The following is a 20,502-nucleotide window of genomic DNA, read 5'->3' as shown; positions in this document are numbered from 1 at the left end:
TACCGCGATCATCACGGCCGGCCCAGTCGACCGGGCGGTGCGGTTATCGGCTGTCACGCGGGGTACGCGGGCCACAATTCGGACCACGGCCACCAGGAGTGATCATGAAATTCGCGCACCTGCCGCTGCGGGTCAGCATCGGCGCGTACTTCCTCAACTCGGGTCTGGGCAAGCGGAACCTGGAGGGCGAGGCCGCGCAGGCCATGCACGGGATGGCGGTGGCGGCCATGCCGCAGCTCAGTCAGTTCGAGCCGCCGCGGTTCGCCAAGCTGCTGTCGTACTCGGAGATCGCCCTGGGGGCCGCGCTGCTCGCGCCGTTCGTCCCGGCGCCCCTGGTGGGGCTCGGCCTGACCGCGTTCGGCGCGGGCCTCGTGCAGCTGTACCTGAAGACGCCGGGGATGCGCGAGCCGGGCAGCATCCGCCCGACCCAGCAGGGTGCCGGGCTGGCCAAGGACGTCTGGTTGGTGGGCGCTGGCCTGACCCTGGTGCTGGAGGGGTTGACTCACGGCCGTCGGCGCGGCTGAGATAGCTGCGGTGAGCCACACTCGTTCGGTACGGCCGTTCTACCGGCCGATGAGGCCCCGCCGCCGCGACGAGCCGCACCGCGCGGCCACCCCGCTGGAGCTCTTCTTCGACCTGTGTTTCGTGGTGGCCGTGGCGCAGGCGGCGACCAGCCTGCACCACGACGTCGCCGAGGGCCACCTCGGCCACGCGCTGCCCAGCTACCTGATGGTGTTCTTCGCGATCTGGTGGTCGTGGATGAACTTCACCTGGTTCGCCTCGGCGTACGACACCGACGACGACGTCTACCGGATCACCACGCTGGTGCAGATCACCGGGGCGCTGATCCTGGCGGCCGGGGTGCCACGCGCCTTCACCGACGGTGACTTCACAGTCATCACGTACGGGTACGTGGTGATGCGGCTGGCCGCCGTCGCGCAGTGGATCCGGGCGGCCGCCGGCGATCAGGCGCACCGCGCGGCGGCACGCCGCTACGCGATAGGCGTGACAGTGGTGCAGCTCGGCTGGCTGCTGCGGCTGGCGCTGCCCGACGGCTGGGGCGTCGCGGCGTTCGTGCTGCTGGCACTCGCCGATCTGCTGGTGCCGGCGGTGGCCGAGCGTCCCGGGATGACGCCGTGGCATCCCGGGCACATCGGCGAGCGGTACGGATTGTTCACGCTGATCGTGCTGGGCGAGGCGGTGCTGGCGATCTCGGTGGCGATCCAGACCGGGCTCGACGCGGGTGACCATGGTCTCTGGGCACTCGCGGCGGCCGGCGCGGTCATCGTGTTCGCGCTCTGGTGGCTCTACTTCGACCGTCCGGTCGAGGCGCCGGACCGGTTGCCGTACTCGCTCATCTGGGGCTACGGCCACTACCTGATCTTCGGGGCGATCGCCGCGCTCGGGGCCGGCCTGCCCGTGGCGGTGGACCACGAGCGGCACCTGGCGCACGTCTCCGCGACGACAGCCGCCTACGCGGTGGCCGTGCCGATCGCCGTCTACCTGCTGACGGTCTGGGTGCTGCTCGTCCGCCGCCAGCAGCACGGCGCGGTGGTCGTCGCCTACCCGGTCGTCGCCGGGTTGGCGCTGCTCGTACCGCTGGGTCCGGCCCCGGTGCAGGTGCTCGCGCTGCTGCTTGTCGCGCTCGTCACGTTGACTGTGCTGTTGCGCGGACGCGACGCCGGGGCGTCCGCGACGCCTGCGGCCTGACCCCGATCTGGATCAGGCATCGACCACCCGGCCTGCCGACGCGCGGTACGGCCCAGAATTGGGCAGAATCGCGGCATGCCTCGCCGCCGATGGTTGCTGGCCGACCAACTCGGGCCACATTTCCTCGACGACCCCGATCAGCCGGTCCTGCTGGTGGAGATCCGGGAGCTGTTTCGCCGTCGACCGCTGCACCGGCAGAAGGCGCACCTGATCCTCTCCGCCCTGCGCCACCGCGCCGCCGAGTTGGGCGACCGGGCGCTGCTGCTGCGTACCGACACGTTCCGCGAGGCCCTCGCGCAGGTCGCCGAGCCGGTGGAGGTGTGCCACCCGCACTCCCGGGCCGCGCTGGGTTTCGCCCGCTCGGTGCCCGGGTTGACAGTGCTGCCACCGCGCGGCTTCATCACCGACCAGGCCGACTTCGTGGCCTGGGCGGACCGCATCCGTCGCGGGCCGCTGCGGATGGCTGACTTCTACCGGCAGGCCCGTCGCTGGCACGACGTGCTGAGCGGGCCGGCCCGGGGAATCGGTGGGGCCCCGACGCCACGTCGTCCCCGGGCGGAGGCCCCGGCCGCGTCGGCGACGCCACCGCCTCCGCCTCCGATCGTCGAGGACGACATCGACGCGCAGGTCCGCCACGATCTGGACCGGTGGGAGGCCGACGGGGTCCGGTTCGTCGGCCGCGACGGCCCCCGGCAGCACCCCGCCACGCACGCCGAGGCGCAGGCCCGGCTGGCGCACTTCCTGACGTACCGGCTGCCCGGGTACGGCCGCTACGCGGACGTGATGAGCGCCGACGACCCGCTGTTCGCGCACTCGACGCTGTCGTCGTCGTTCAACCTGGGGTTGCTGCACCCCGAGCCGGCCGTCCGTGCCGCCGAGCAGGCCTGGCGGTCCGGCGCCGCCCCCCGTACGGCGGTGGAGCCGTTCATCCGGGGGCTGCTCGGCTGGCGGGAGTTCCTCTGGCAGTTGTACTGGTACCACGAGCCCGAGTTCCGGGGCGCGAACTGGCTGGCCGCGACCGAGCCGATGCCGCAGTGGTTCGCCGAGTTGGACGCCGACGCGGTGGAGGCGCGCTGCCTGGCCGACGTGCTCGCCGCCGTCCGGGACCGGGCGTGGACGCACCACAGCCCCCGGCTGCTGGTGCTGGGCAACTACGCGTTGCAGCGCGGCTGGCGTCCCACCGAGGTCGCGGACTGGTTCCGGCGCTGCTTCGTCGACGGCACCGACTGGGTGATGAACGCGACAGTCATCGGCATGAGCCAGTACGCCGACCTGGCCAGGGTGGACACCCGCCCGTACGCGGTGGACGGCACGGACATCGACGAGATCAGCGACTACTGCGGCGGCTGCCGCTACACCCCGGAACGGGCGCTCGGCGAGCTGGCCTGCCCGTACACCGGGGGTTTCGAGAGCTTCCTGCACCGCAACCGGGAACGGCTGGTGGCCGACCCGCGGCTCGCCGCGGAGTTGGCCCGCCGCGACGAGCCGGAGCGTCGCGACGCGGTGGTGGCGCAGGAGGAGAAGCGGGGCAGCACCGCACCGTGATCAGGCGGTGTCGGCAGCCGGTGCCGGCGGCTGCGCGGCGGGCCGGGCGACGCCGGCGTTGAGGCCGACGACCAGCAGCCGGTTGTACGAGGCCGGTAGGAGCCGGGCCAGCAGGTCGGGCAGCTTCGCCGACCAGCCGATCAGCACCCGGCCCCGACGCCGCTCGACGCCGCGCAGGATCACCTCGGCGGCCCGCTCGGGCGCGATGGTGAGCAGCTTCTCGAACTGGGCCCGACCGGCGGTGTACTCCTCGATCGACACGCCGCTGCCGACCCGGGCGTTCTCGGTGATCCGGGTGCGGATCCCGCCGGGGTGCACCGACGTCACGCCGATGCCGTCGTCGACGAGTTCGTGGCGCAGCGCCTCGGTGAGGCCGCGGACGGCGAACTTGCTCGCCGCGTACGCGGTCTGCCCGGCGGGCGCGATCAGCCCGAACAGGCTGGAGATGTTGACCAGGTGCGCGCCCGGCTCGGCCTTGAGGGTGGGCAGCAGCGCGTGGGTCAGCTGCGCCACGGCCCGGAAGTTGATGTCGATCACCCAGCTGAACTCGTCGAACGTGACCTGGTCGAACCGACCGCCGAGGCCGACGCCTGCGTTGTTGACCAGCAACCGGACGCGGGGATGCCGCTGGCGGATCTCCACCGCGACGCGGGCGGCGGCCGCCGCGTCGGCGAGGTCCACGAGGTACGTGTGCAACTGTCGATCGGGGTGGTCGGCGCGGATCGCGGCGGCGACCGCGCCCAGCCGCTCGGCGTCGCGGTCCAGCAGGACCAGATCGCTGCCCCGGCGGGCCAGACCGTGCGCCAACGCGGCACCGATGCCACTGGCCGCTCCGGTGACCACGGCTGTCGCGCCGGCGAAGTCGAACCTCTGCATGATCGGTGCTCCTCTGCTGGCGGTTACCGACGCTCGGACGCGACGGGACGTCTGGTGCTGCCGGGCGCGGTCACCTCGCCAGCGCGCGAGAACCGCACCCCCTCGTCGGTGAGCCGGCCGTGCCGCATCAGCAGCACGTCACGGGCGTAGTTCTGGTGCAGCCGCCACGGCGCCCGCGCGCCCTGCCTGGGCAGCACGTCGACGCCGCGCAGCACGTAGGACGAACGCAGGTCGATGAGCGGCACCCGCCGCGCGTCGGGCGGCGGGAGCGGGGTCACGACCTGCTGGCCGGTGCGGTCCAGGTGACGCAGCAGCCGGCAGACGTAGCCGGCGACCAGGTCGGCCTTGAGGGTCCACGACGCGTTGGTGTAGCCGATGGTCAGCGCGAAGTTGGGCACGCCGGAGAGCATCATGCCCTTGTAGGCCACGGTGTCGGACAGGTCGACGTCGACGCCGTCCACGCGCAGCGTCAGGCCACCGAGGGCGAGCAGGTTCAGCCCGGTCGCGGTGACCACGATGTCGGCGGGCAACTCGTCGCCGGAGGTCAGCCGGACGCCGTGCGCGGTGAACGTGTCGATGGTGTCGGTCACCACCGAGGCCCGGCCCTCCCGCACGGCGGTGAACAGGTCGCCGTCGGGCGCCACGCAGAGCCGCTGGTCCCAGGGGTCGTAGCGGGGCGAGAAGTGGCGGTCCACGTCGTAGCCGACCGGCAGCCGACGCTTCACGCCCCGCCGCAGCAGCCGCCTGACCAGGCCAGGCACGCGTCGGCTGAGCTGGAAGTTGACAGTGGAGAGCAGCACGTTCTTCCACCGCACCACCCGATACGCGGACTTCGCCGGCAGCCAGCGCCGCAGCGCGCCGGCCAGCCGGTCGCGCGAGGACAGGGCGATGACGTACGTGGGTGAGCGTTGCAGCATCGTCACGTGCGCGGCTCGCTGCGCCATGGCCGGCACCACTGTCACGGCGGTGGCGCCGCTGCCGATGACCACCACCCGCTTACCGGTGTGGTCGAGGTCGTCGGGCCAGTGCTGCGGGTGCACCAGCCGCCCGGCGTACGCGTCGACGCCGGGCAGCGCCGGCGTGTAGCCCTCGTCGTAGCGGTAGTAGCCGGTGCAGGCGAACAGGAACGAGCAGGTCAACACCACGGTCGCGGCGGTGTCGCTCCCAGGCGTGTCGGTGCGCCGGACGTGCACCGTCCAGCGGGCGGTGCCGCTGTCCCACTCGGCGCGTACCACCCGGTGGGAGAAGCGGATGTGCCGCTGCACGTCGTACTCCCGGGCGGTTTCCCGCACGTAGGCGCGGATGGCCGCGCCGTCGGCGATGGCCGTGGCGTCGGCCCACGGCTTGAAGGAGTAGCCGAGGGTGAACATGTCCGAGTCGGACCGGATGCCCGGGTAGCGGAACAGGTCCCAGGTGCCGCCGATGGCGTCACGGGCCTCCAGCACCGCGTACGTCTTGTCGGGGCAGTCGCGGCGCAGGTGGCAGGCGGCGCCGATGCCGGACAGGCCGGCGCCGATGATGAGCACGTCGACGTGGTCGGAGGGCATCACGAACCTCGGTTCCGGGGCGGTGAACGGACACTAACACCGCCCCGGACACCCGGCACCTAGTGCGCGGTGACCTGGTCGGACGCCCGGGTGGACTCCATGATCCAGTTCGTCTCCCAGGTGCGTTCGCCGTCGACCGAGAACGCCTGCTCCCAGCGGGCCGTGGTCGCGGTGATGCCCGACCAGATGAACCGGCACCGCACCGGACGCCCCTCGTGCTGGTCGTCGGCGTAGAAGCGCCCCACCCCGTCGACGAAACGCCCCACCATCGGCGGCTGCTCCAATTCGCCGCGACCGCTGTTCATCCAGTAGATCGACCACAGCTCGCTCGCCGGGTCGAAGATCCTGATCGTGGCGCCGGAGAAACCCTTGGTCGGAAAGGTGATCTCGTCGAAGTTGCCGCCCCCGCCGAAGAAGCTGTGCGCGACCGACACCCCGGGAAACTCCTCCCACTCGTCGCACCCGGTCAGCCGCTCGCGCAGCCGCCGGTTGACCACGTTCCAGGTGCCCACGTAGAAGTCGAAGTCGCCCATCAGCGGCCCACCGGCCCTTCCGCTCGCGTGTCACTCAGGTAGCCGGTCAGGTCGGGAGCCTCCGGCGCCAGCATGTGCCGGACCCAGGCGGCCCGCTCGTGCTCCAGCACCGCCAGCTCCCAGACGCAGCCGACGGCGGGCCGACGTACCTCGACGAAGTGGGTCGGGTCGTCGTCGGGACAGTCCAGCGCCGGCTGCCCGGCCGCGGCGACACGAACCTCCACCGCGTTGTCCCACACCCAGGTGTACGCCAGCAGGTAGGCACCGGTGTCCGCGCCCCGGTGCAGCACCACCCACCCGGCGGCCGGGGTGCCGTCGTCGATGATGTCGACCAACAGTAGGGGCACCTGGTCGTACGCGGCCTTCTCCACCTCCGGTTCGATGGGCCGCTCCGGCTGGTCGATGTGGTAACGCTTGAGCTGCCAACCATCCACCGTGACCGGTCCCGGCGTTCGTAGATCCTTGTCGTGAAATGCCATGCCGGGACGGTAGAACCCGTCCCCTGACAGCTAGTGTCAGTGAAGTGCGGGCCAGTCGACTTCTCTCCGTCCTGCTGCTGCTCCAGTCGCACGGCCGGCTGACCGCCGCGCAGCTCGCCGAGCGGCTGTCGGTCTCCCCGCGCACCATCTACCGGGACGTGGAGTCGCTGCACGCCGCCGGCGTCCCGCTCTACGGGGAGGCCGGGCACGCCGGCGGCTACCAACTCGTCGACGGCTGGCGGACCCGGCTGACCGGCCTGACCGCCGACGAGGCCGACCGGCTCTTCCTCGCCGGACTGCCCGGCCCGGCCGGGGAGCTGGGCGACGGCGACGTGGTGGCCGCGCTGCAACGCAAGCTGCACGCCGCGCTCCCCGAGCCGCTGCGCGACCGGGCGACCCAGCTGTCGCAGCGCTTCCACCTGGACACACCCGGTTGGTACGCCGACGGCGACGCCTCCCCCGAGCTGGCCCGCACCGCCGAGGCCGTCTGGCGGCAGCAGCGCGTCGAGGTGCGCTACCGCGGCTGGCGCGGCGAGGTGACACGGGTGCTGGAGCCGTACGGCCTGGTGCTCAAGGGCGGCCGGTGGTACGTGGTGGCCACCCGACCGGGCCGGGTCGAGCCGGCGACCTACCGGGTCAACCAGATCCTCGCGCTGACCCCGCTGGCGCAGGAGTTCGACCGGCCGGCAGACTTCGACCTGCCGGCCTGGTGGCGGGAGCACGTGGTGCGGTTCCGGGCCCGGCTGCACCGCGACGAGGCCACCGTACGGCTGTCCCCCGCCGGTCGGGAGCGGCTGCGGGAGATCGGCGGCGACCCGGTGGTGTCCGCGGTGGACGCCAGCGCCGGGCCGCCCGACGCGCGCGGCTGGGTGACCGCGGTCCTGCCGATCGAGTCGCTCACCCACGCCCACGGGGAGCTGCTGCGCCTCGGCGCCGACGTGGAGGTCCTGACCCCTGTCGCGCTGCGCGATCGCCTGGCCGCCACCGCCGCCGCGCTGGCAGCCCTCTACGCCCCCGCCGGCCAGTAGCCACCCCCTCTTCCACAGTGGAAGATCGGCGGGACATCGACTGTCGGCAGGGTGTGCCACCCTGGGACGGGCATCAGCGGTCACCGGAGGTGAGGGCCACGTTACGACTACGCGCACTGGTCGCCGTCCCCGGCACCGGGCCGGTGACCCTCGACGTCCCGTCCGGCGCGACGCTCGCCCTGGTCGCGCCGCCCCGGGTCGGCACGGCCGTGGCCCGGGTCCTCGCTGGGCTCGCCGCACCGGTCACCGGGCGGATCATGGTCGGCGACCGGGACGTCACGGCTCTCGCGCCGCCGCGCCGGCAGATCGGCTACGTACCCGCCGGCGGCGCGCTGCTGCCGCAGCTCACCGTGCGCCGCAACATCGAGTACGGCCAGCGCAAACGCGAACGGGTGCACGAGGTGGCCGACGACTGGACGGCGACGGTGGTGGACCGGCTGGAGCTCGCGCCGACACTGGATCTGCTGCCACACCTGCTCTCCGACGCCCAGCGGTTCCGGGTGGCGCTGGCCCGCGCCGCGGTCTGCCTGCCCGAGGTGCTCGTCGTCGACCTGCCTGTCGACCCGTCCGGCGGCAGTCGCCTCGGTGACCTGCTGCCCCGACTCGCGCCGCCGGACGCGCCGGGGGTGGCCGTGCTCGTCTGCACCGCCGACCCGGCGACGCTCGCCGAGATCCCCCGCCACCACGAGCTGGTCACCGAGCCCGACGAGGCGCTGCGGTGACGCCGGCCGGCCGGCTCACCCGGCGTACGCTGCTGCGGGCCGCCGCGGCCGGCGCGGCGGCGACCGCGGCCGGGTGTGCCGGCGGCGGCCGCTCGGTGCAGGTCGCGGTGGTGTGGAGCGGCAGCGAGCTGGACCGCTTCCGGGAGGTCGTGGCCACCTATCCCGACCCGGTGCGCGTGGTCAGCGCCGGCAACGACATCGACGCGTTCCTCCGCGCCCGACACCTCGCGGGCACCTCGCCGGACGTGGCGATCCTGTCGCGTCCCGGCCTGGTGACGGAGTACGCCGCGCGGGGTTGGCTGCGCCCGGTGCGCCCCTCGACCGAGTACGCGGTGCCCATCGGGCTCAGCGACCTGCTGCTGACCGGCGGGCAGCGCTACGGCGTCTGGGTGAAGGCCGCGCACAAGTCCCTGGTCTGGCACCTGCCCTCGATGCTGCCCGAGCAGCCGACCAGCTGGGACGAGCTGGTCTCGTTGACCCGCCGCCTCGGCGCGCTCTCACGGCGCGACGGAGGCCCGGCGCCGCTGGCGATCGGCGCGGCCGACGGGTGGGTGCTCACCGACTGGTTCGAGAACGTGCTTGCCGACCTCGCGCCGAGCGCCTACGACGCCCTCGCCGGGCCGGACGCCGACTGGCAGGGCCGGCCGGTGCGCGACACCCTGGACCGGCTCGCCGAGCTGTGGAGCATCGACGGGGCCTTCCCCGGCGGCGGCAGGCGTGCCCTGCTCACCCAGTACGAGGAGTCGGTGATCCAGGTGGTGCGTTCCCGACGGGCGGTGATGGTCTTCGAGGCCGACTTCACCGCGGAGGTGGTCGGCCGGTTCCGGCGCGGCCCGGAGGAGCCTGTCACCTTCCGGTTCCCGAGCGCCGGCACGGGCGGCGGCGCCCTGATCGTGGGCGGGGACGTGGCGGTGGTGTTCGCCGACGCCCGGGGCGGGGTGGAGCTGGTCGAGTGGCTGACCCGGGCCGACTCGTTCCGGCCGTGGCTGCGCGCCGGCGGCTACCTGTCGCCGAACACCACCATCGCGCTCACCGACTACGCCGACCCGGTCCGTCGCCAACTGGCCCGCGAGATGCGCGGTCCGGACACCCTGCACTTCGACCTCTCCGACCAACTGCCCGGGGCGTTCACCGGCTCCGACGGGGTGGGCATCTGGCGGATCATGCAGGACTTCTTCTCCGACGTCACCGACGGTGTCTCCGCCGGTGAGGCGGTTCGCCGGGCCACCGGGCAGCTCGCGGCGGCGGCCCGCGACGCGGGCGGTGGCCGATGAGCCAGGTCAAGGTGCTCGGCGAGCTGGCGGTGCTCGACGACGTGGGCCCGCCCCGGCGCGGACGGGCCTATCCGGCGGCCGGGGCGACGTCCGCGCTGCTGCTGCCGGCGGCGCTGCTGCTCGGCGGGCTGGTGCTGTGGCCGGTGCTGCGTACGCTGCACGCCAGCGTCACCACCGACGGTCGCTGGGTCGGCGCGCAGCACTTCCGCGCCGCGCTCGCCGCGCCCGGCACCGGCGCGGTGGTCGGCCGCACGGTGCTGTGGGCGATCCTGGTGCCGGCGGTGGTGACGGCGCTGGGCTACCTGTTCGCCGTGGCGTCCCGCCGCTCCGGCGAGGGTGGGCTGGTCCGCCTGATCCTGCTGGTGCCGGTGGCGTTGCCGCTCGTCGTCACCGGGGTGACCTTCCGCCTCATGTACGACCCCGACCCGACCCGGGGCCTGGCCACCCTGCTCGCGGCACGGCTGACCGGCCGCTCGGCCGACGACGCGCCGCAACTGCTCGGGCCGGGCCTGGTCACGGTGGCGCTGATGTCGGCGTTCGTCTGGGCGTGGGTGGGTCTGGCGGTGCTTGTCTTCCGGGCCGCACTGGACCGGCTGCCGCCGAGCCTTGCCGACGCGGTCCGCGCCTACGGCGGCGGACGACGACACGTCCTGTGGGACGCGCAGTGGCGGCCACTGCTGCTGCGCACCGTCGCGGTGGTCTTCGCGCTGGTGGCGCTCGGCACCAGCCGCACCTTCGACCTGATCCTCGTCATGACGCCCGGGTCGGTCCGCGACGACGCGGCGGTGCTGGCGTTGCGGGTCTGGCAGACCTCGGGCGGCACCACCACCGGCCAGGGGGCCGCGCTCGGCGTCGTCTGGCTGGTCGCGGTGGTCGCCGGAATGCTGGTGGCGGCGTTCTTCGTCCGTCAGGCGTGGCCGCCGCCCCGCGTCGAGGCGACACCCGGGCCCGCACCGACGACGCCGCCGCCGCGACGGCTGTTCCGGCTGCTCGCCGCGGGCGGCGCGGTGGTCTGGCTGATCCCGCTCGTCGTGCTCGTGGCGACATCCGCGCACGGGCAGGTGGACGCCGCCGCCCGCGGCTGGTGGTCGGCCCCGCCCGGGACGGGCTCCTACGCGGCGCTGCTCGGCGGTGACGAGCTGTGGCGGGCGCTGGGCTTCACGCTGCTGTTGGCGACAGTCGTCACCGCCACGGTGCTGGTGATCGCGCTGCTGGCCGCGTACCCGCTGGCGTGGCTGACCGGGCCGGCCGCGCAGGCGACCGGGCTGCTGCTGATGGCCGCCACCGTCGTGCCTGTGCAGGTGATCGCCGGGCCGGTCAACGAGGTGCTCGGCGTCGTGCTCTCCTCCGGCACCTCCCGCGGGCTTGCCATCGTGCACGTGGCGTTGGGGGTGCCGTTCGCGGTGCTGGTGCTGCGCAACGCGTTCGCCGACCTGCCCGCCGAGCAGGTGCGCGGCGCCCGGCTGGGTGGTCGGCGCTGGTGGGGCACCCTGCACCGGCTGGCCCGGCACAACCTGCCGGCCGTGATCGCCGTCTCGGTGCTGGAGTTCGTCCAGGTCTGGAACGACCTGGCGGTGGGTCTGCTGTTCAGCGGGCCGGAGGCCACCCCGGTCGGGCTGTTCCTGGCCGGCCAGAGCCGCGGCTTCGTGTCCAACAGTGGCGTTCTGGCCGCCGGATCGGTGCTCGCCTCGGTGCTTCCGGTGGTGCTGATGGTGCTGGCGCGGCGGCAGCTCGTCGCCGGGCTGGTCTCCGGGGGCGTCCGGTGACCGGCCCCACCGGTAACGGCCGGGTGCCGCGCTGGCCGGTGCTCGTGACGATCGGCACGCTGCTCAGCGGGGTGTTCGGCAACCTGGCCAGCAACCTGCTCTCCGAGTTCGCGGCGAGCGTGCTCGGCCCGGCCAGCATCGTGCTGGCGGTCCTCGGCGGCCTCGGTTTCGTGGTGTTCGAGCTACGCCGACGTCGTGCCATCCGGGAGACCGGCCCGGAGCCCACCGACGTCGTCACCACACCGCAGACCGACGTACCCACCCTCCCGTACACGGCCGGGTTCGCCGGCCGCGAGGAGCACGTCCAAGCGGTGCTCGACCTGCTCGCCCGCGAGCACGCGGTGGCGGTGCTGGGCCGGCGGGCGGTCGGCACGTCCGCCTGCGCCGTCCAGGCGGCGAACCTGCTCCGCGACGACTTCCCGGACGGGCAATATCACTTCGACCTGCGCCGCGGCGGTCATCCCCGCTCCCCGCGGCAGGTGCTCACCGCGCTGGCGGGCGTCCTGGGCACCACGCCACCGACGTCGGGCCGCCCGGACGCCCTCGCGGCCGCCGCCGCCGCGCTACGCCGCAAACTCGACGGTCGCAAGATCCTGCTGGTGCTGGACAACGTCGACCGGCCCGAACAGGTCCGCGCGCTGCTGCCGCCGACCGCCCGCACCTGCCGACTGCTGCTGGCCGGCGGCCCCGCGCTCAGCGGTCTCAACGGAGTCGTGGAGCACTGGCTCGCCGAGCCCGGCCCGGACGAGGCCGTCGAGCTGTTCGCGGCGGCCGGTGGGGCCGCGCCCGCCGCCCGGATCCGCCGCGCCGACCCACGCACCGACCCGGCGGTACGCGAGATCGTCGACCTGTGCGGGCGGCAACCCCGCACCGTACGGGCGCTCGGTTACCGCACCGCCCAGCACGGCTGGCGGCACTCCGACGTGCTGGACGCGCTGCGCCGCGCGGTGCGTACCCCGCCGCACCAGCGGGTCGCCGTCTCGCCGGCGGCCCAGCTCGTCACCGAACGCGACACCGCCTACCGGGCGCTGACCCGCGAGGCCCGCCGGCTGTACCGACTGATGTCGCTGGCCCCCGCCCCGGTGGACCGGCCGACAATCGCCGCGCTGGCCCGCCGCCACCCCGAGCGGGTGAGCGCGCTCCTCGACCAGCTGGCCGCCGCCGCGTTCGTGGTGGGGGCGCCCGGCGACAGGTACGAGGTCCGCCCGCTGCTCGCCGCGAACGCCCGACTGCACCTGCGCGACGCCGAACCGGCCCGCTCCCGGGTCGCCGCGCAGGCCCGGCTGACCCGGCACCTGGCCCGCCGGGCCGAACGACACGCGGCCAACCTGGCCGTGCTCGGCTCCCCACCGGACCGGGAGTGGTCGCTACCGCTCGACGACGACCCGTACGGCTGGTTCGACCTGCACCAGGAGCTGCTGCTGGCGGTGGTCCGGGTGCCGGCCGGGGCGGCCGAGACGCTGCCCCGGCGGGTCCGCCGGTGGTGGTTCCGGTTGGCCGTGGCGCTGTGCGGGTGGCTCGCGCACGTCGAGCGGCTCGACGAGTGGGAGCAGGTCTGCCGTACGGTCCTGGCCACCCCGACGGCCGACGACCGGCCGGAGATCGCCGGATGGGCGCACAACGAGCTCGGCGTGCTGCGGCGACGCCGGCACGACCCGCAGGGCGCGGCGGCGGCGCTCACCCTCGCGGTGGCCGAACGCGGCCGCCGGGGCACCGCGCAGGCGCGGATGAATCTCGGGCTGGCGCTGCTCGACCTCGGGCAGCTCGACGACGCGGTGGAGCACCTGGAGCTGTCCCGCCGGCACCGCTCGTCCGCCGACCAGTCCGGTCACGCGCTCACCGACCTGGGCCTGGGCGCGGCGCAACTCGCCCGAGGTGAGCTGGACACCGCGCACCACCACCTGGTGCGGGCGGCGAACACGTTCCGGTCGGTGGGTGACGCGCGCGGCTACGCGGCGGCGCTGACCAACCTGGTGCTGGTGCACGCCACGCTCGGCGAGCACCTGGACGCGGCGCAGGCGTGGCGGGCCGCGCTGCGCGAGTACGAGTCGGTGAACGACCCGACCAGCCGCGCCGCGGCGCTGCTCAACGCCGGCGCGACGCTGCTGACCAGCACGCCGGGGCAGGCGCGGGCGGCGTACGAGCTGCTGGCCGAGAGCCGGCGGCTGCGGGCGGAGACCCCGCCCACGGCGGGGCTGGGCCGCACCCTGCTGTACCTGGGCGACGCCGCCGCCGCGCTGGGCGACGGGGCCGAGGCGCGGCGGCTCTGGGCGGACGCGGCGACGGTGGCCGAGGAGGTCGACGACGACCGGGCGCTGGCCGCCGCGGACGAGCGCCTGGAGCGCGACGCCGACCCGCCGCCGGCCGGCCCCTGAGCTGTGGGTCCCGCCGGGCGGCGTGATGTCCATCGCTCACGTTGGCCGGTGGCGCGGGTCTGGGAGAGTGTGTGACCGTGGACGCTCTCTCGGTGCGGGGACTCAGCCGCAACTTCGGCAACCTGGTCGTGCTCGACGACGTGAGCTTCACGTTGGCGGCCGGCCGGATCGCGGTGGTGCTGGGCCCCAACGGCAGCGGCAAGACCACCCTGCTGCGGTGCGTGGTCGGCGCGGACCGTCCGGACGCCGGTGAGGTGCTGGTGCAGGGCCGCCGGGCCGACGAGACCGATCCGCAGGTGCGGGCGCTGGTCGCGGCCGCCCTGGACGACATCGACTTCTTCCCCGACCTGTCGGTGGTCGAGCACCTGGAGCTGGTCGCGTACGCCCACGGGGGCGACGCCGAGCCGGTCGAGGAGGTGCTCGCCGAGTTGGGCCTGGAGCCGGCCCGTGACCAGCTGCCGGTGACCCTGTCCAGTGGGCAGCGCCGCCGGCTGGCGCTGGCGTCGTGCTTCGTGCGCCCACGACGGGTGCTGATCCTGGACGAGCCCGAGCAGCGGTTGGACGTCCGCGGCCGGCAGTGGCTGGCCGACCGGCTGCGCCGGGAACGGGACGCCGGCACCGCCGTGCTGCTGGCCTCGCACGACCCGGAGCTGATCGACGCGGTGGTCGACGAGCGGATCGAGATCGGTCGGTGAGCGCCCCGCCGGCCACGATCGCCGAGGTGCCCGCCGGGCTGCCCAGCGCCCGCCAGGTACGCACACACCTGCGCCGGGCCCGCCGCCGCCACCACGAGCACTCCCTCGGCGACGTGCTGGGCGACGCGTACGTCGTCGTGCTCTTCGTGGGCATGTACGGCTGGTTCGCGGTCAGCGCCAGCCGCGACGTGCTGGTCTCCCCCACCGTCGGCCGGGCCGATGAGGGGGTGCGCTGGTGGCTGGCGGTGGCCGCGCTGCTGGCCGGCGCGGGGCTCGCCTGGCGAGGTCTGCGCGCGCTCGGTCCGCTGCTGGTGACCCCGGCCACCCAGAGCTGGGTGACAAGCGCCCCGGTCGACAGGCGGGCCTGGCTGGCGCCGCGCCTCGGCGTCCTGCTGGCCGGCGCGGCCGCCGGCACCGCGCTGCTCGCGGTGGCCGTGGCCGTGCTGGGCGGCGTCACCGACCTGGGCGCCGTGGGCTGGGCCGCTGCGGCCGGCGCCGGGTGGGGCGCCGCCGCGCTCGCCCTGAGCGTCGTCGCCCAGAGCAGCCGGGCCGGTCGCCGCTGGCCGACGGTGGTCGGGGCAGCGCCGATGGTGGCGGCCGCCGCCGTCGCGACAGTGGTGGTGATCGCCGGTCGCCTCGGCGACGCGCTGCCCCGGCCGGCGGCGTTGCCGACCGGCGCGCTGGTCGCCGTCGGGGTGCCCCTCGCGGTCCTCGGCACGGTCCTCGCGGTGCGGGCGCTGCCCCGGGTGGACCGGGCCACGCTGACGACAGGCGCGCAGTTCGCCAACGCCGCCGCGACGGCAACGATCCTGCTCGACCCGAGCATGCTCACCAGCCTGGTGGAGAGCCGGCGGTGGCGGCGCATCGGCCGGGTCCGCAGCCGCCGCTTCCTGCCCGGCCCCGCGTGGTGGGCGCTGCTGCAGGCCGACGTACGCCGGCTGCGCCGCCACCCCAGCGCCCTGCTGATCTGGGCGGGGCTGATCGGCGTCCAGTACGCCGCCGCGCTCGCCCTGCCGGGGCTCGCCGGCGCCACGCAGGTGGTGTTCGCGTACGTCGCCACCGACCGGCTCACCGGTGGCCTGCGCGCGGTCAGCCGGTCACCAGGGCTGCGCCGAGCCCTCGGCGGCAGCGACGCGGCGCTGAGAGGAATCCACGTGGCGGTGCCGGCGGTCGGCGCGGTCCTGTGGTGGCTGCTGACCCTGCCGAGCCTGCCGACCCTCGACGCCGGGCCGGCCTGGCTGGTGCCGACGCTGGCGGTCGGGGTGGTGGCCGCCGCCTGGCGGGCCGGCACCCGTCCGCCGATCAACTACGGCGGCGCGACTGTCAACACGCCGTTCGGAATGATTCCTGTCGACCTGCTGCGCCAGGGCTCACGCGGGCCGGCGCTGCTGGCCGTGCTGGTGCTCGTCCAGCTCTTCCTGGGCTGAGCGCGCCGGCCGGCCCCTCGGCCGCAGCCGCGGGGGCGACGCCGGTCAGGCGGTGTCGCCGGGGGTGAGGTGGCGGTAGCCGGGGATGGTTTCGGCGAACCAACCGGCGACGCTGGCCAGGCCGCGCTCGTTGAGCTGCGCGTCGTGGATGGGGTACGCGGCGGCGGCGCCCACCGCGCGGGCGAAGCCGATCGCCTCGTCCAGGCGCAGCCACGACCCCTGGGCGGGAACGAGCAGGGTGTGCACCGGCTCGTCCGGCACGTGCACCGAGTCGCCCGGGTGGTAGAGCCCGTCGCCGATCAGGTAGCCGAGGTTGGGGCAGTCCGGCTTCCCCTCGTGGATGGCGGCGTGCCGACCACCGTGCGCGCTGACCGTGATGCCGGCGGCGGTGAAGCGCTGCCCCGCACGCACAGGCGTCACCGGCAGCGGGGCGAGGTCGGGTAGCCGGGCGCCCTCCGGGGCGTACACCGGGACGCCCAGCCCGGCCAGGCGCAGCACGTCCACGTGGTCGGTGTGTTCGTGGGTGACCAGGACGGCGTCCGCGCCGACGAGCGCCCGCGGCTCGCTCCAGGTGCCCGGGTCGACGACCAGCACCCCACCGTCGTGCTCGACGCGGACGCAGGAGTGTGTGAATCGGGTGATCCGCATCCGGCGACGGTACGCCGCGCCGGGTCGGGGTACTGCGCACCGCATGCCCCAGCGATACGACACCTACCCGAGGATCGCCGTGGTCACCGGCGCGGACTCCGGCATCGGCAAGGCCAGCGCGGTCGCCCTGGCCGAGGCCGGGTTCGACATCGGCATCACCTGGTACGGCGACCCCGACGGCGCCGAGCGGACCGCTACCGAGGTCCGCGCCACCGGGCGGCGCTGCGAGATCGCCGAGGCGGACTTCACCCGCCTGCCGGACGCGGCGGCGGTGATCGACGAGTTGGCCGACCGGCTCGGCGGGATCGGGGTGCTTGTCAACAACGCCGGCACCGGCGCCTCGACGCCGTTCGTCGACACCGAGTGGGACCAGTGGCGTGAGGTGCTCGCCGTGGACCTCGACGCGCCCTTTCTCTGCGCGCAGCGGGCCGCGCGACGGATGCGGGCCGCCGGCGCCGGCGGACGGATCATCAACATCACCAGCGTCCACGAGCACGCGCCCCGGGTGGGTTCCGCCGCGTACTGCGCCGCGAAGGGTGGCCTGGGCCTGCTGACCCGGGTGATGGCCCAGGAGTTGGCCGCCGACGGGATCACCGTCAACGCCGTCGCTCCGGGCGAGATCGCCACACCGATGACCGGTCAGGAGGACGTCGACCCGTTCACCCAGGAGCGGCCCGGCGTACCGGTGGGGCGGCCCGGCGACGCCCGCGAGGTGGCGGCAGTGGTCGCACTGCTGGCCTCCCCCGCCGCCAGCTACGTCACCGGGGCGTCCTGGCCCGTGGACGGCGGCATGCTGCTGATGGGCCCGCAGGCCAACGCGCTCACGAGCGACGACTGGCGTCGGGTCTGAGGGGGACCCTCAGGCCCTGGATCCCGCCGACATCCGGACGATGTACACGAACTGGGCCGCGAACGCCGCCAGCGCGACCGCCACCCCCGCCACGACCATCAGCCAGTGCCAGTGCCCGACCATGCCGAGCAGCAGGGCGACGCCCGACCCGACCAGCGCCGCGTTGACCGCACCCACGAGCGCCGCTGTGGTGAGCAGGAACTCCCAGCGCCCCGGCCGGGTGCCCACCAGCGTCCAGGCCGCCTCCGCAGTGTCCTCGGAGACCACCGCGTCGGCGAAAAAGTCGTGCTCGCTGGCCAGACGATGGTGGTAGTAGGCACGGATGCGCTGGATCCGCCTCAGGTCCAGCGAGTTCTCCACGGTGGTCTCCACCAGCCGCAGAAAGGTCAGGACCCCGATGATCACCAGGATCGGCAACACCGCGCCCAGGTAGGGCCGGACCACCTTCTCGTTGCCTGCGGCGAAGCCGAGGCCGATCAGGGCCGCCGACAGCACGGACAGGAAGATGGTGGCGCGGCCAGTGGCCTCGTCGATCGTGCCGGAGCGGGACGTCTGTAGGGCGTAGTGCTCGGTGCTGAGGACGCTCAACAGCGCCTTCTCGCGTTCCGCGTCGTCCACACCGTCACCTTCCGCGCTCGCGCGACTCCGATACCGTCACCCTACGAGCGGTACGGCGGGCCGGGCCGAGGAAACTGCCCCTCACGAACGGGACAGCGAGCGGCAAAGCCGGCACGTATCCTCCGCATCTCGATGATCGGTGGCCAGGACGGAAGGGGCACGGATGCCCGAGTGGGCGGGGCGGGGCGACCGTGGCGGCCGGCAACGACGTGCCTTCGGCGTCGGTGGGGCGCTGCTCGGGATCGCCCTCGTGATGCTGCTGGCCGCCTGGCGCAGCAGCGGCTTCCTCAGCGACCTGCTGCTCAACATCGGCTCCAGCGTGGTCCTGGCCGCCATCTCGTACGTCATCTTCGACCCGCTGTTCGAGGAGGCCCGCAGGGCGCGGGTGCAGGAGCACCTGAGCTTCGACCAGCACGCGTTCGTGACCCGGCTGCACCGCTCCGGACGCCGGGTGCGGATCCTCGACACCTGGACGATCCTGCTGGAGGACACGCAACGCGAGGAGGCGCTACGGGGGATGCGGGCGGCGCTCGCCAACGGGGCGCAGGTGCAGTTGCTCCTGCTCGACCCGGACTGCACGGCCGCGCAGCAGCGCTCCGAGGAGTTGGAGCGGCAGCGGGTGGACGTGCCGCGCCAGATCCGCACCAACCTGCGGCACCTGGCGCTGTTCCAGGACACCCTCGACGCCCGACTGCGGCACCGGTTGCAGGTTCGGCTCTACGACGCGTCCCCGTCGATCCAGCTCTACCAGTGGGACAGCCGCGCGCTGATCTCGTTCTTCCCGATCGGGAAGCTGTCGTTCAACGTGCCCCAGCTCGAAGTGGACATGGACAGCCCGTGGGGCGGGTTCGTGCACGCGCGTTTCGAAGAGCTGTGGGAGCACGAGCAGGCCACCGTCAACCTGGAGCGGTACTGGTCCGTCGCCGTCATGCTGCGCCACGACGACTCCGACGTGATCGAGATGCAGGTGCCCTACGTGAGCGTGGAGGGGCAGCACTACGTCGACTGCGGCGGGTTCAAGGCGAGGGGGCCGCTGACCGTGCGGGCGGTGCTGCCACCGCGCGCGCCGGGCGGCGCCCCCGGGGTGTTCGCCCTGGCGGAGCCGGTCGACGGGGACCGCACGCCGGTTGCGACCGTCCGCAGGCACTTCGACCAGAAGTACGGCGGCGGCGACGGTCAGCGGGAGATCCGCCGGCTGGTGCCGCCACCGGACGGTTCGCGTACCCCCGCTCCCCGCTCCGCGGCGGAAGACGACGCGCACGGACGGTGAACCCCGCCCCGCCGGGTTGCGCCGCGGCGCGAGACAATGGGTCGCCGCCTCGATCGCCAGGAGGACCGTTCCCCGTGTCGACCCATCCCGCGCCGCCGTCGCGGTCGGCGCAGCTGCGCGCCGACTGCGCGCGCTGTTTCGGGTTGTGCTGCGTGGTTCCCGCCTTCGCGGCGTCGGCCGACTTCGCCATCGACAAGCCGGCCGGGCGTGCCTGCCCGAACCTGCGCCCGGACCACCGCTGCGGCATCCACACCGAGCTACGGGAGCGGGGGTTTGCCGGCTGCACGGTCTTCGACTGCTTCGGGGCCGGCCAGCAGGTCGCCCAGGTCACCTTCGGTGGGCGGGACTGGCGGGACGCCCCGGAGACGCTGCCCGCGATGGCCGAGGCGTTCACGGTGCTGCGCCCGCTGCACGAACTGCTCTGGTATCTCACCGAGGCGGTGTCGCTGCGCCCACCGGCCGCGCTGCGCGCCGAGCTGGATCGCGCTCGCGCCGAGATCGCCGCACTCGCCCAGAGCGATCCGACGCGGCTGCGCGCCGTGGACGTCGACGCCCACCGGGCCCGCGTCAACCCGCTGCTGTCGCGCGCCAGCGACGCGGCCCGATCCCCGGGCGGGATCGATCGGCGGGGAGCACAGCTCCTCGGGGCGGACCTACGCCGGACGGACCTGCGCCGGGCCAACCTGCGCGGCGCGCTGCTGGTCGGCGCCGACCTGCGCGGCGTCGACCTGACATTGGCCGACGTCACGGGCGCCGACCTGCGCGGGGCCGACCTGCGCGGCGCGGACCTGCGCGCCACCCTGTTCCTGCACCAGGCCCAGGTGGACGCCGCCCGCGGTGACGTCCGCACCGGCCTGCCGGCGACGCTGACCCGGCCGGCGCACTGGACGGCGCTCGCGCTCACGCCGGTGCGCCGCCCCGCACGGGCCGCCGCCCCCACCCGCCGGGGCCGCCGCCGCTGACGGCGGCACGACAAGCGGGGGTACGCGGCGTCGGCCTGCGGACCCTGCGCCTGCCGAGCGGTACGAGGACGCCGGCGGAACCTGCGCCAGCCGAGCGGGTCCACGGCGCCGGCCGGGGGACCCTGCGCCTGCCGAGCGCCCCGCCGGAGGCGGCCCCGCGCAGCGAAGCGGCGACTG

At 74.3% G+C, this 20,502-nt stretch carries 19 protein-coding genes; 13 read left to right on the top strand and 6 right to left on the bottom strand.

The annotated features are described in order from the left end of the window. The first annotated feature begins 104 nt into the window (after positions 1-104). The 3 genes from AB0K10_RS20010 to AB0K10_RS20000 all read left to right on the top strand — a co-directional run bounded on the left by AB0K10_RS20010 (position 105) and on the right by AB0K10_RS20000 (position 3,255). Complete coding sequence (locus AB0K10_RS20010) at positions 105-524, top strand: hypothetical protein (RefSeq protein ID WP_363685459.1); 420 nt, start codon at positions 105-107, stop codon at positions 522-524. Between the two features lie 10 nt (positions 525-534). Next, complete coding sequence (locus AB0K10_RS20005) at positions 535-1,710, top strand: low temperature requirement protein A (protein WP_363685457.1); 1,176 nt, start codon at positions 535-537, stop codon at positions 1,708-1,710. Positions 1,711-1,785: 75 nt separating this feature from the next. Continuing rightward, entirely contained in the window at positions 1,786-3,255 is a 1,470-nt protein-coding gene (locus AB0K10_RS20000) for a cryptochrome/photolyase family protein (protein WP_363685455.1), read from the top strand. On the opposite strand, the gene AB0K10_RS19995 is transcribed toward AB0K10_RS20000, so the two are convergent. The 4 genes from AB0K10_RS19995 to AB0K10_RS19980 are packed head-to-tail and all read right to left on the bottom strand — an operon-like array spanning position 3,256 to position 6,690. Further along, on the bottom strand, positions 3,256-4,131 hold the full coding sequence (locus tag AB0K10_RS19995) for an SDR family NAD(P)-dependent oxidoreductase (protein ID WP_363685453.1): 876 nt from the start codon (positions 4,129-4,131) through the stop codon (positions 3,256-3,258). It abuts the gene before it with no gap. Positions 4,132-4,154: 23 nt separating this feature from the next. Beyond that, positions 4,155-5,681, bottom strand: coding sequence for an NAD(P)/FAD-dependent oxidoreductase (locus tag AB0K10_RS19990; RefSeq protein WP_363685451.1), 1,527 nt, complete (start codon positions 5,679-5,681; stop codon positions 4,155-4,157). Between the two features lie 56 nt (positions 5,682-5,737). Further along, positions 5,738-6,211, bottom strand: a complete 474-nt coding sequence (locus AB0K10_RS19985) for a hypothetical protein (RefSeq protein WP_363685449.1) — start codon at positions 6,209-6,211, stop codon at positions 5,738-5,740. Beyond that, on the bottom strand, positions 6,211-6,690 hold the full coding sequence (locus AB0K10_RS19980) for a hypothetical protein (protein WP_363685447.1): 480 nt from the start codon (positions 6,688-6,690) through the stop codon (positions 6,211-6,213). The genes AB0K10_RS19985 and AB0K10_RS19980 overlap by 1 nt, the downstream gene beginning before the upstream one ends. 44 nt (positions 6,691-6,734) lie before the next feature. Here AB0K10_RS19980 and AB0K10_RS19975 point away from each other — a divergent pair, with 44 nt between their 5' ends. The 7 genes from AB0K10_RS19975 to AB0K10_RS19945 all read left to right on the top strand — a co-directional run bounded on the left by AB0K10_RS19975 (position 6,735) and on the right by AB0K10_RS19945 (position 15,977). Beyond that, positions 6,735-7,718 carry a WYL domain-containing protein gene (locus AB0K10_RS19975; RefSeq protein ID WP_363685445.1) on the top strand — a complete coding sequence of 328 codons (984 nt, stop codon included), beginning with the start codon at positions 6,735-6,737 and terminating at the stop codon, positions 7,716-7,718. A gap of 89 nt (positions 7,719-7,807) precedes the next feature. Next, positions 7,808-8,440 carry an ATP-binding cassette domain-containing protein gene (locus AB0K10_RS19970; protein WP_363685443.1) on the top strand — a complete coding sequence of 211 codons (633 nt, stop codon included), beginning with the start codon at positions 7,808-7,810 and terminating at the stop codon, positions 8,438-8,440. Further along, positions 8,437-9,714: an extracellular solute-binding protein gene (locus AB0K10_RS19965; RefSeq protein ID WP_363685441.1), complete on the top strand. Its 1,278-nt coding sequence runs from the start codon at positions 8,437-8,439 to the stop codon at positions 9,712-9,714. Before AB0K10_RS19970 ends, AB0K10_RS19965 begins: the two co-directional genes overlap by 4 nt. Then, positions 9,711-11,480: a hypothetical protein gene (locus AB0K10_RS19960; RefSeq protein ID WP_363685439.1), complete on the top strand. Its 1,770-nt coding sequence runs from the start codon at positions 9,711-9,713 to the stop codon at positions 11,478-11,480. Before AB0K10_RS19965 ends, AB0K10_RS19960 begins: the two co-directional genes overlap by 4 nt. Then, positions 11,477-13,855, top strand: coding sequence for a tetratricopeptide repeat protein (locus tag AB0K10_RS19955; RefSeq protein ID WP_363685437.1), 2,379 nt, complete (start codon positions 11,477-11,479; stop codon positions 13,853-13,855). The genes AB0K10_RS19960 and AB0K10_RS19955 overlap by 4 nt, the downstream gene beginning before the upstream one ends. A gap of 71 nt (positions 13,856-13,926) precedes the next feature. Continuing rightward, positions 13,927-14,550: an ABC transporter ATP-binding protein gene (locus AB0K10_RS19950; protein WP_007459467.1), complete on the top strand. Its 624-nt coding sequence runs from the start codon at positions 13,927-13,929 to the stop codon at positions 14,548-14,550. Further along, complete coding sequence (locus tag AB0K10_RS19945; protein ID WP_363685435.1) at positions 14,547-15,977, top strand: DUF6297 family protein; 1,431 nt, start codon at positions 14,547-14,549, stop codon at positions 15,975-15,977. Before AB0K10_RS19950 ends, AB0K10_RS19945 begins: the two co-directional genes overlap by 4 nt. Positions 15,978-16,022: 45 nt before the next feature. Here the strand turns inward: AB0K10_RS19945 and AB0K10_RS19940 are convergent, their stop codons facing one another. After that, positions 16,023-16,625, bottom strand: a complete 603-nt coding sequence (locus tag AB0K10_RS19940; protein ID WP_363685433.1) for an MBL fold metallo-hydrolase — start codon at positions 16,623-16,625, stop codon at positions 16,023-16,025. A gap of 43 nt (positions 16,626-16,668) precedes the next feature. On the opposite strand from AB0K10_RS19940, the gene AB0K10_RS19935 reads away from it, so the two are divergent. Continuing rightward, positions 16,669-17,475 (top strand): SDR family oxidoreductase, encoded by an 807-nt coding sequence (locus AB0K10_RS19935; RefSeq protein WP_363685431.1) that lies wholly within the window; start codon positions 16,669-16,671, stop codon positions 17,473-17,475. Between the two features lie 9 nt (positions 17,476-17,484). Here the strand turns inward: AB0K10_RS19935 and AB0K10_RS19930 are convergent, their stop codons facing one another. Then, positions 17,485-18,093 carry a hypothetical protein gene (locus tag AB0K10_RS19930; RefSeq protein WP_363685429.1) on the bottom strand — a complete coding sequence of 203 codons (609 nt, stop codon included), beginning with the start codon at positions 18,091-18,093 and terminating at the stop codon, positions 17,485-17,487. A gap of 163 nt (positions 18,094-18,256) precedes the next feature. Between AB0K10_RS19930 and AB0K10_RS19925 the strand changes: the two genes are divergently transcribed. Both AB0K10_RS19925 and AB0K10_RS19920 read left to right on the top strand, forming a co-directional pair. Further along, complete coding sequence (locus AB0K10_RS19925; RefSeq protein ID WP_363685427.1) at positions 18,257-19,363, top strand: DUF5919 domain-containing protein; 1,107 nt, start codon at positions 18,257-18,259, stop codon at positions 19,361-19,363. Positions 19,364-19,437: 74 nt separating this feature from the next. After that, on the top strand, positions 19,438-20,325 hold the full coding sequence (locus AB0K10_RS19920; RefSeq protein ID WP_363685425.1) for a pentapeptide repeat-containing protein: 888 nt from the start codon (positions 19,438-19,440) through the stop codon (positions 20,323-20,325). Positions 20,326-20,502 lie beyond the last annotated feature (177 nt).

The sequence above is a fragment of the Micromonospora sp. NPDC049274 genome (assembly GCF_040678875.1).
Taxonomy (GTDB): Bacteria; Actinomycetota; Actinomycetes; order Mycobacteriales; family Micromonosporaceae; genus Micromonospora.
The sequence above is the reverse complement of the archived record's forward strand: the minus strand, read 5'-3'. Positions and strand labels throughout refer to the sequence as shown.

Coding starts and splice junctions, on each gene's coding strand:
- AB0K10_RS19935 (WP_363685431.1), top strand. CDS start 16,669: ATGCCCCAGCGATACGACACCTACCCGAGGATCGCCGTGGTCACCGGC.
- AB0K10_RS20010 (WP_363685459.1), top strand. CDS start 105: ATGAAATTCGCGCACCTGCCGCTGCGGGTCAGCATCGGCGCGTACTTC.
- AB0K10_RS19980 (WP_363685447.1), bottom strand. CDS start 6,690: ATGGCATTTCACGACAAGGATCTACGAACGCCGGGACCGGTCACGGTG.
- AB0K10_RS19985 (WP_363685449.1), bottom strand. CDS start 6,211: ATGGGCGACTTCGACTTCTACGTGGGCACCTGGAACGTGGTCAACCGG.
- AB0K10_RS19960 (WP_363685439.1), top strand. CDS start 9,711: ATGAGCCAGGTCAAGGTGCTCGGCGAGCTGGCGGTGCTCGACGACGTG.
- AB0K10_RS19940 (WP_363685433.1), bottom strand. CDS start 16,625: ATGCGGATCACCCGATTCACACACTCCTGCGTCCGCGTCGAGCACGAC.
- AB0K10_RS20000 (WP_363685455.1), top strand. CDS start 1,786: ATGCCTCGCCGCCGATGGTTGCTGGCCGACCAACTCGGGCCACATTTC.
- AB0K10_RS19995 (WP_363685453.1), bottom strand. CDS start 4,131: ATGCAGAGGTTCGACTTCGCCGGCGCGACAGCCGTGGTCACCGGAGCG.
- AB0K10_RS19925 (WP_363685427.1), top strand. CDS start 18,257: ATGCCCGAGTGGGCGGGGCGGGGCGACCGTGGCGGCCGGCAACGACGT.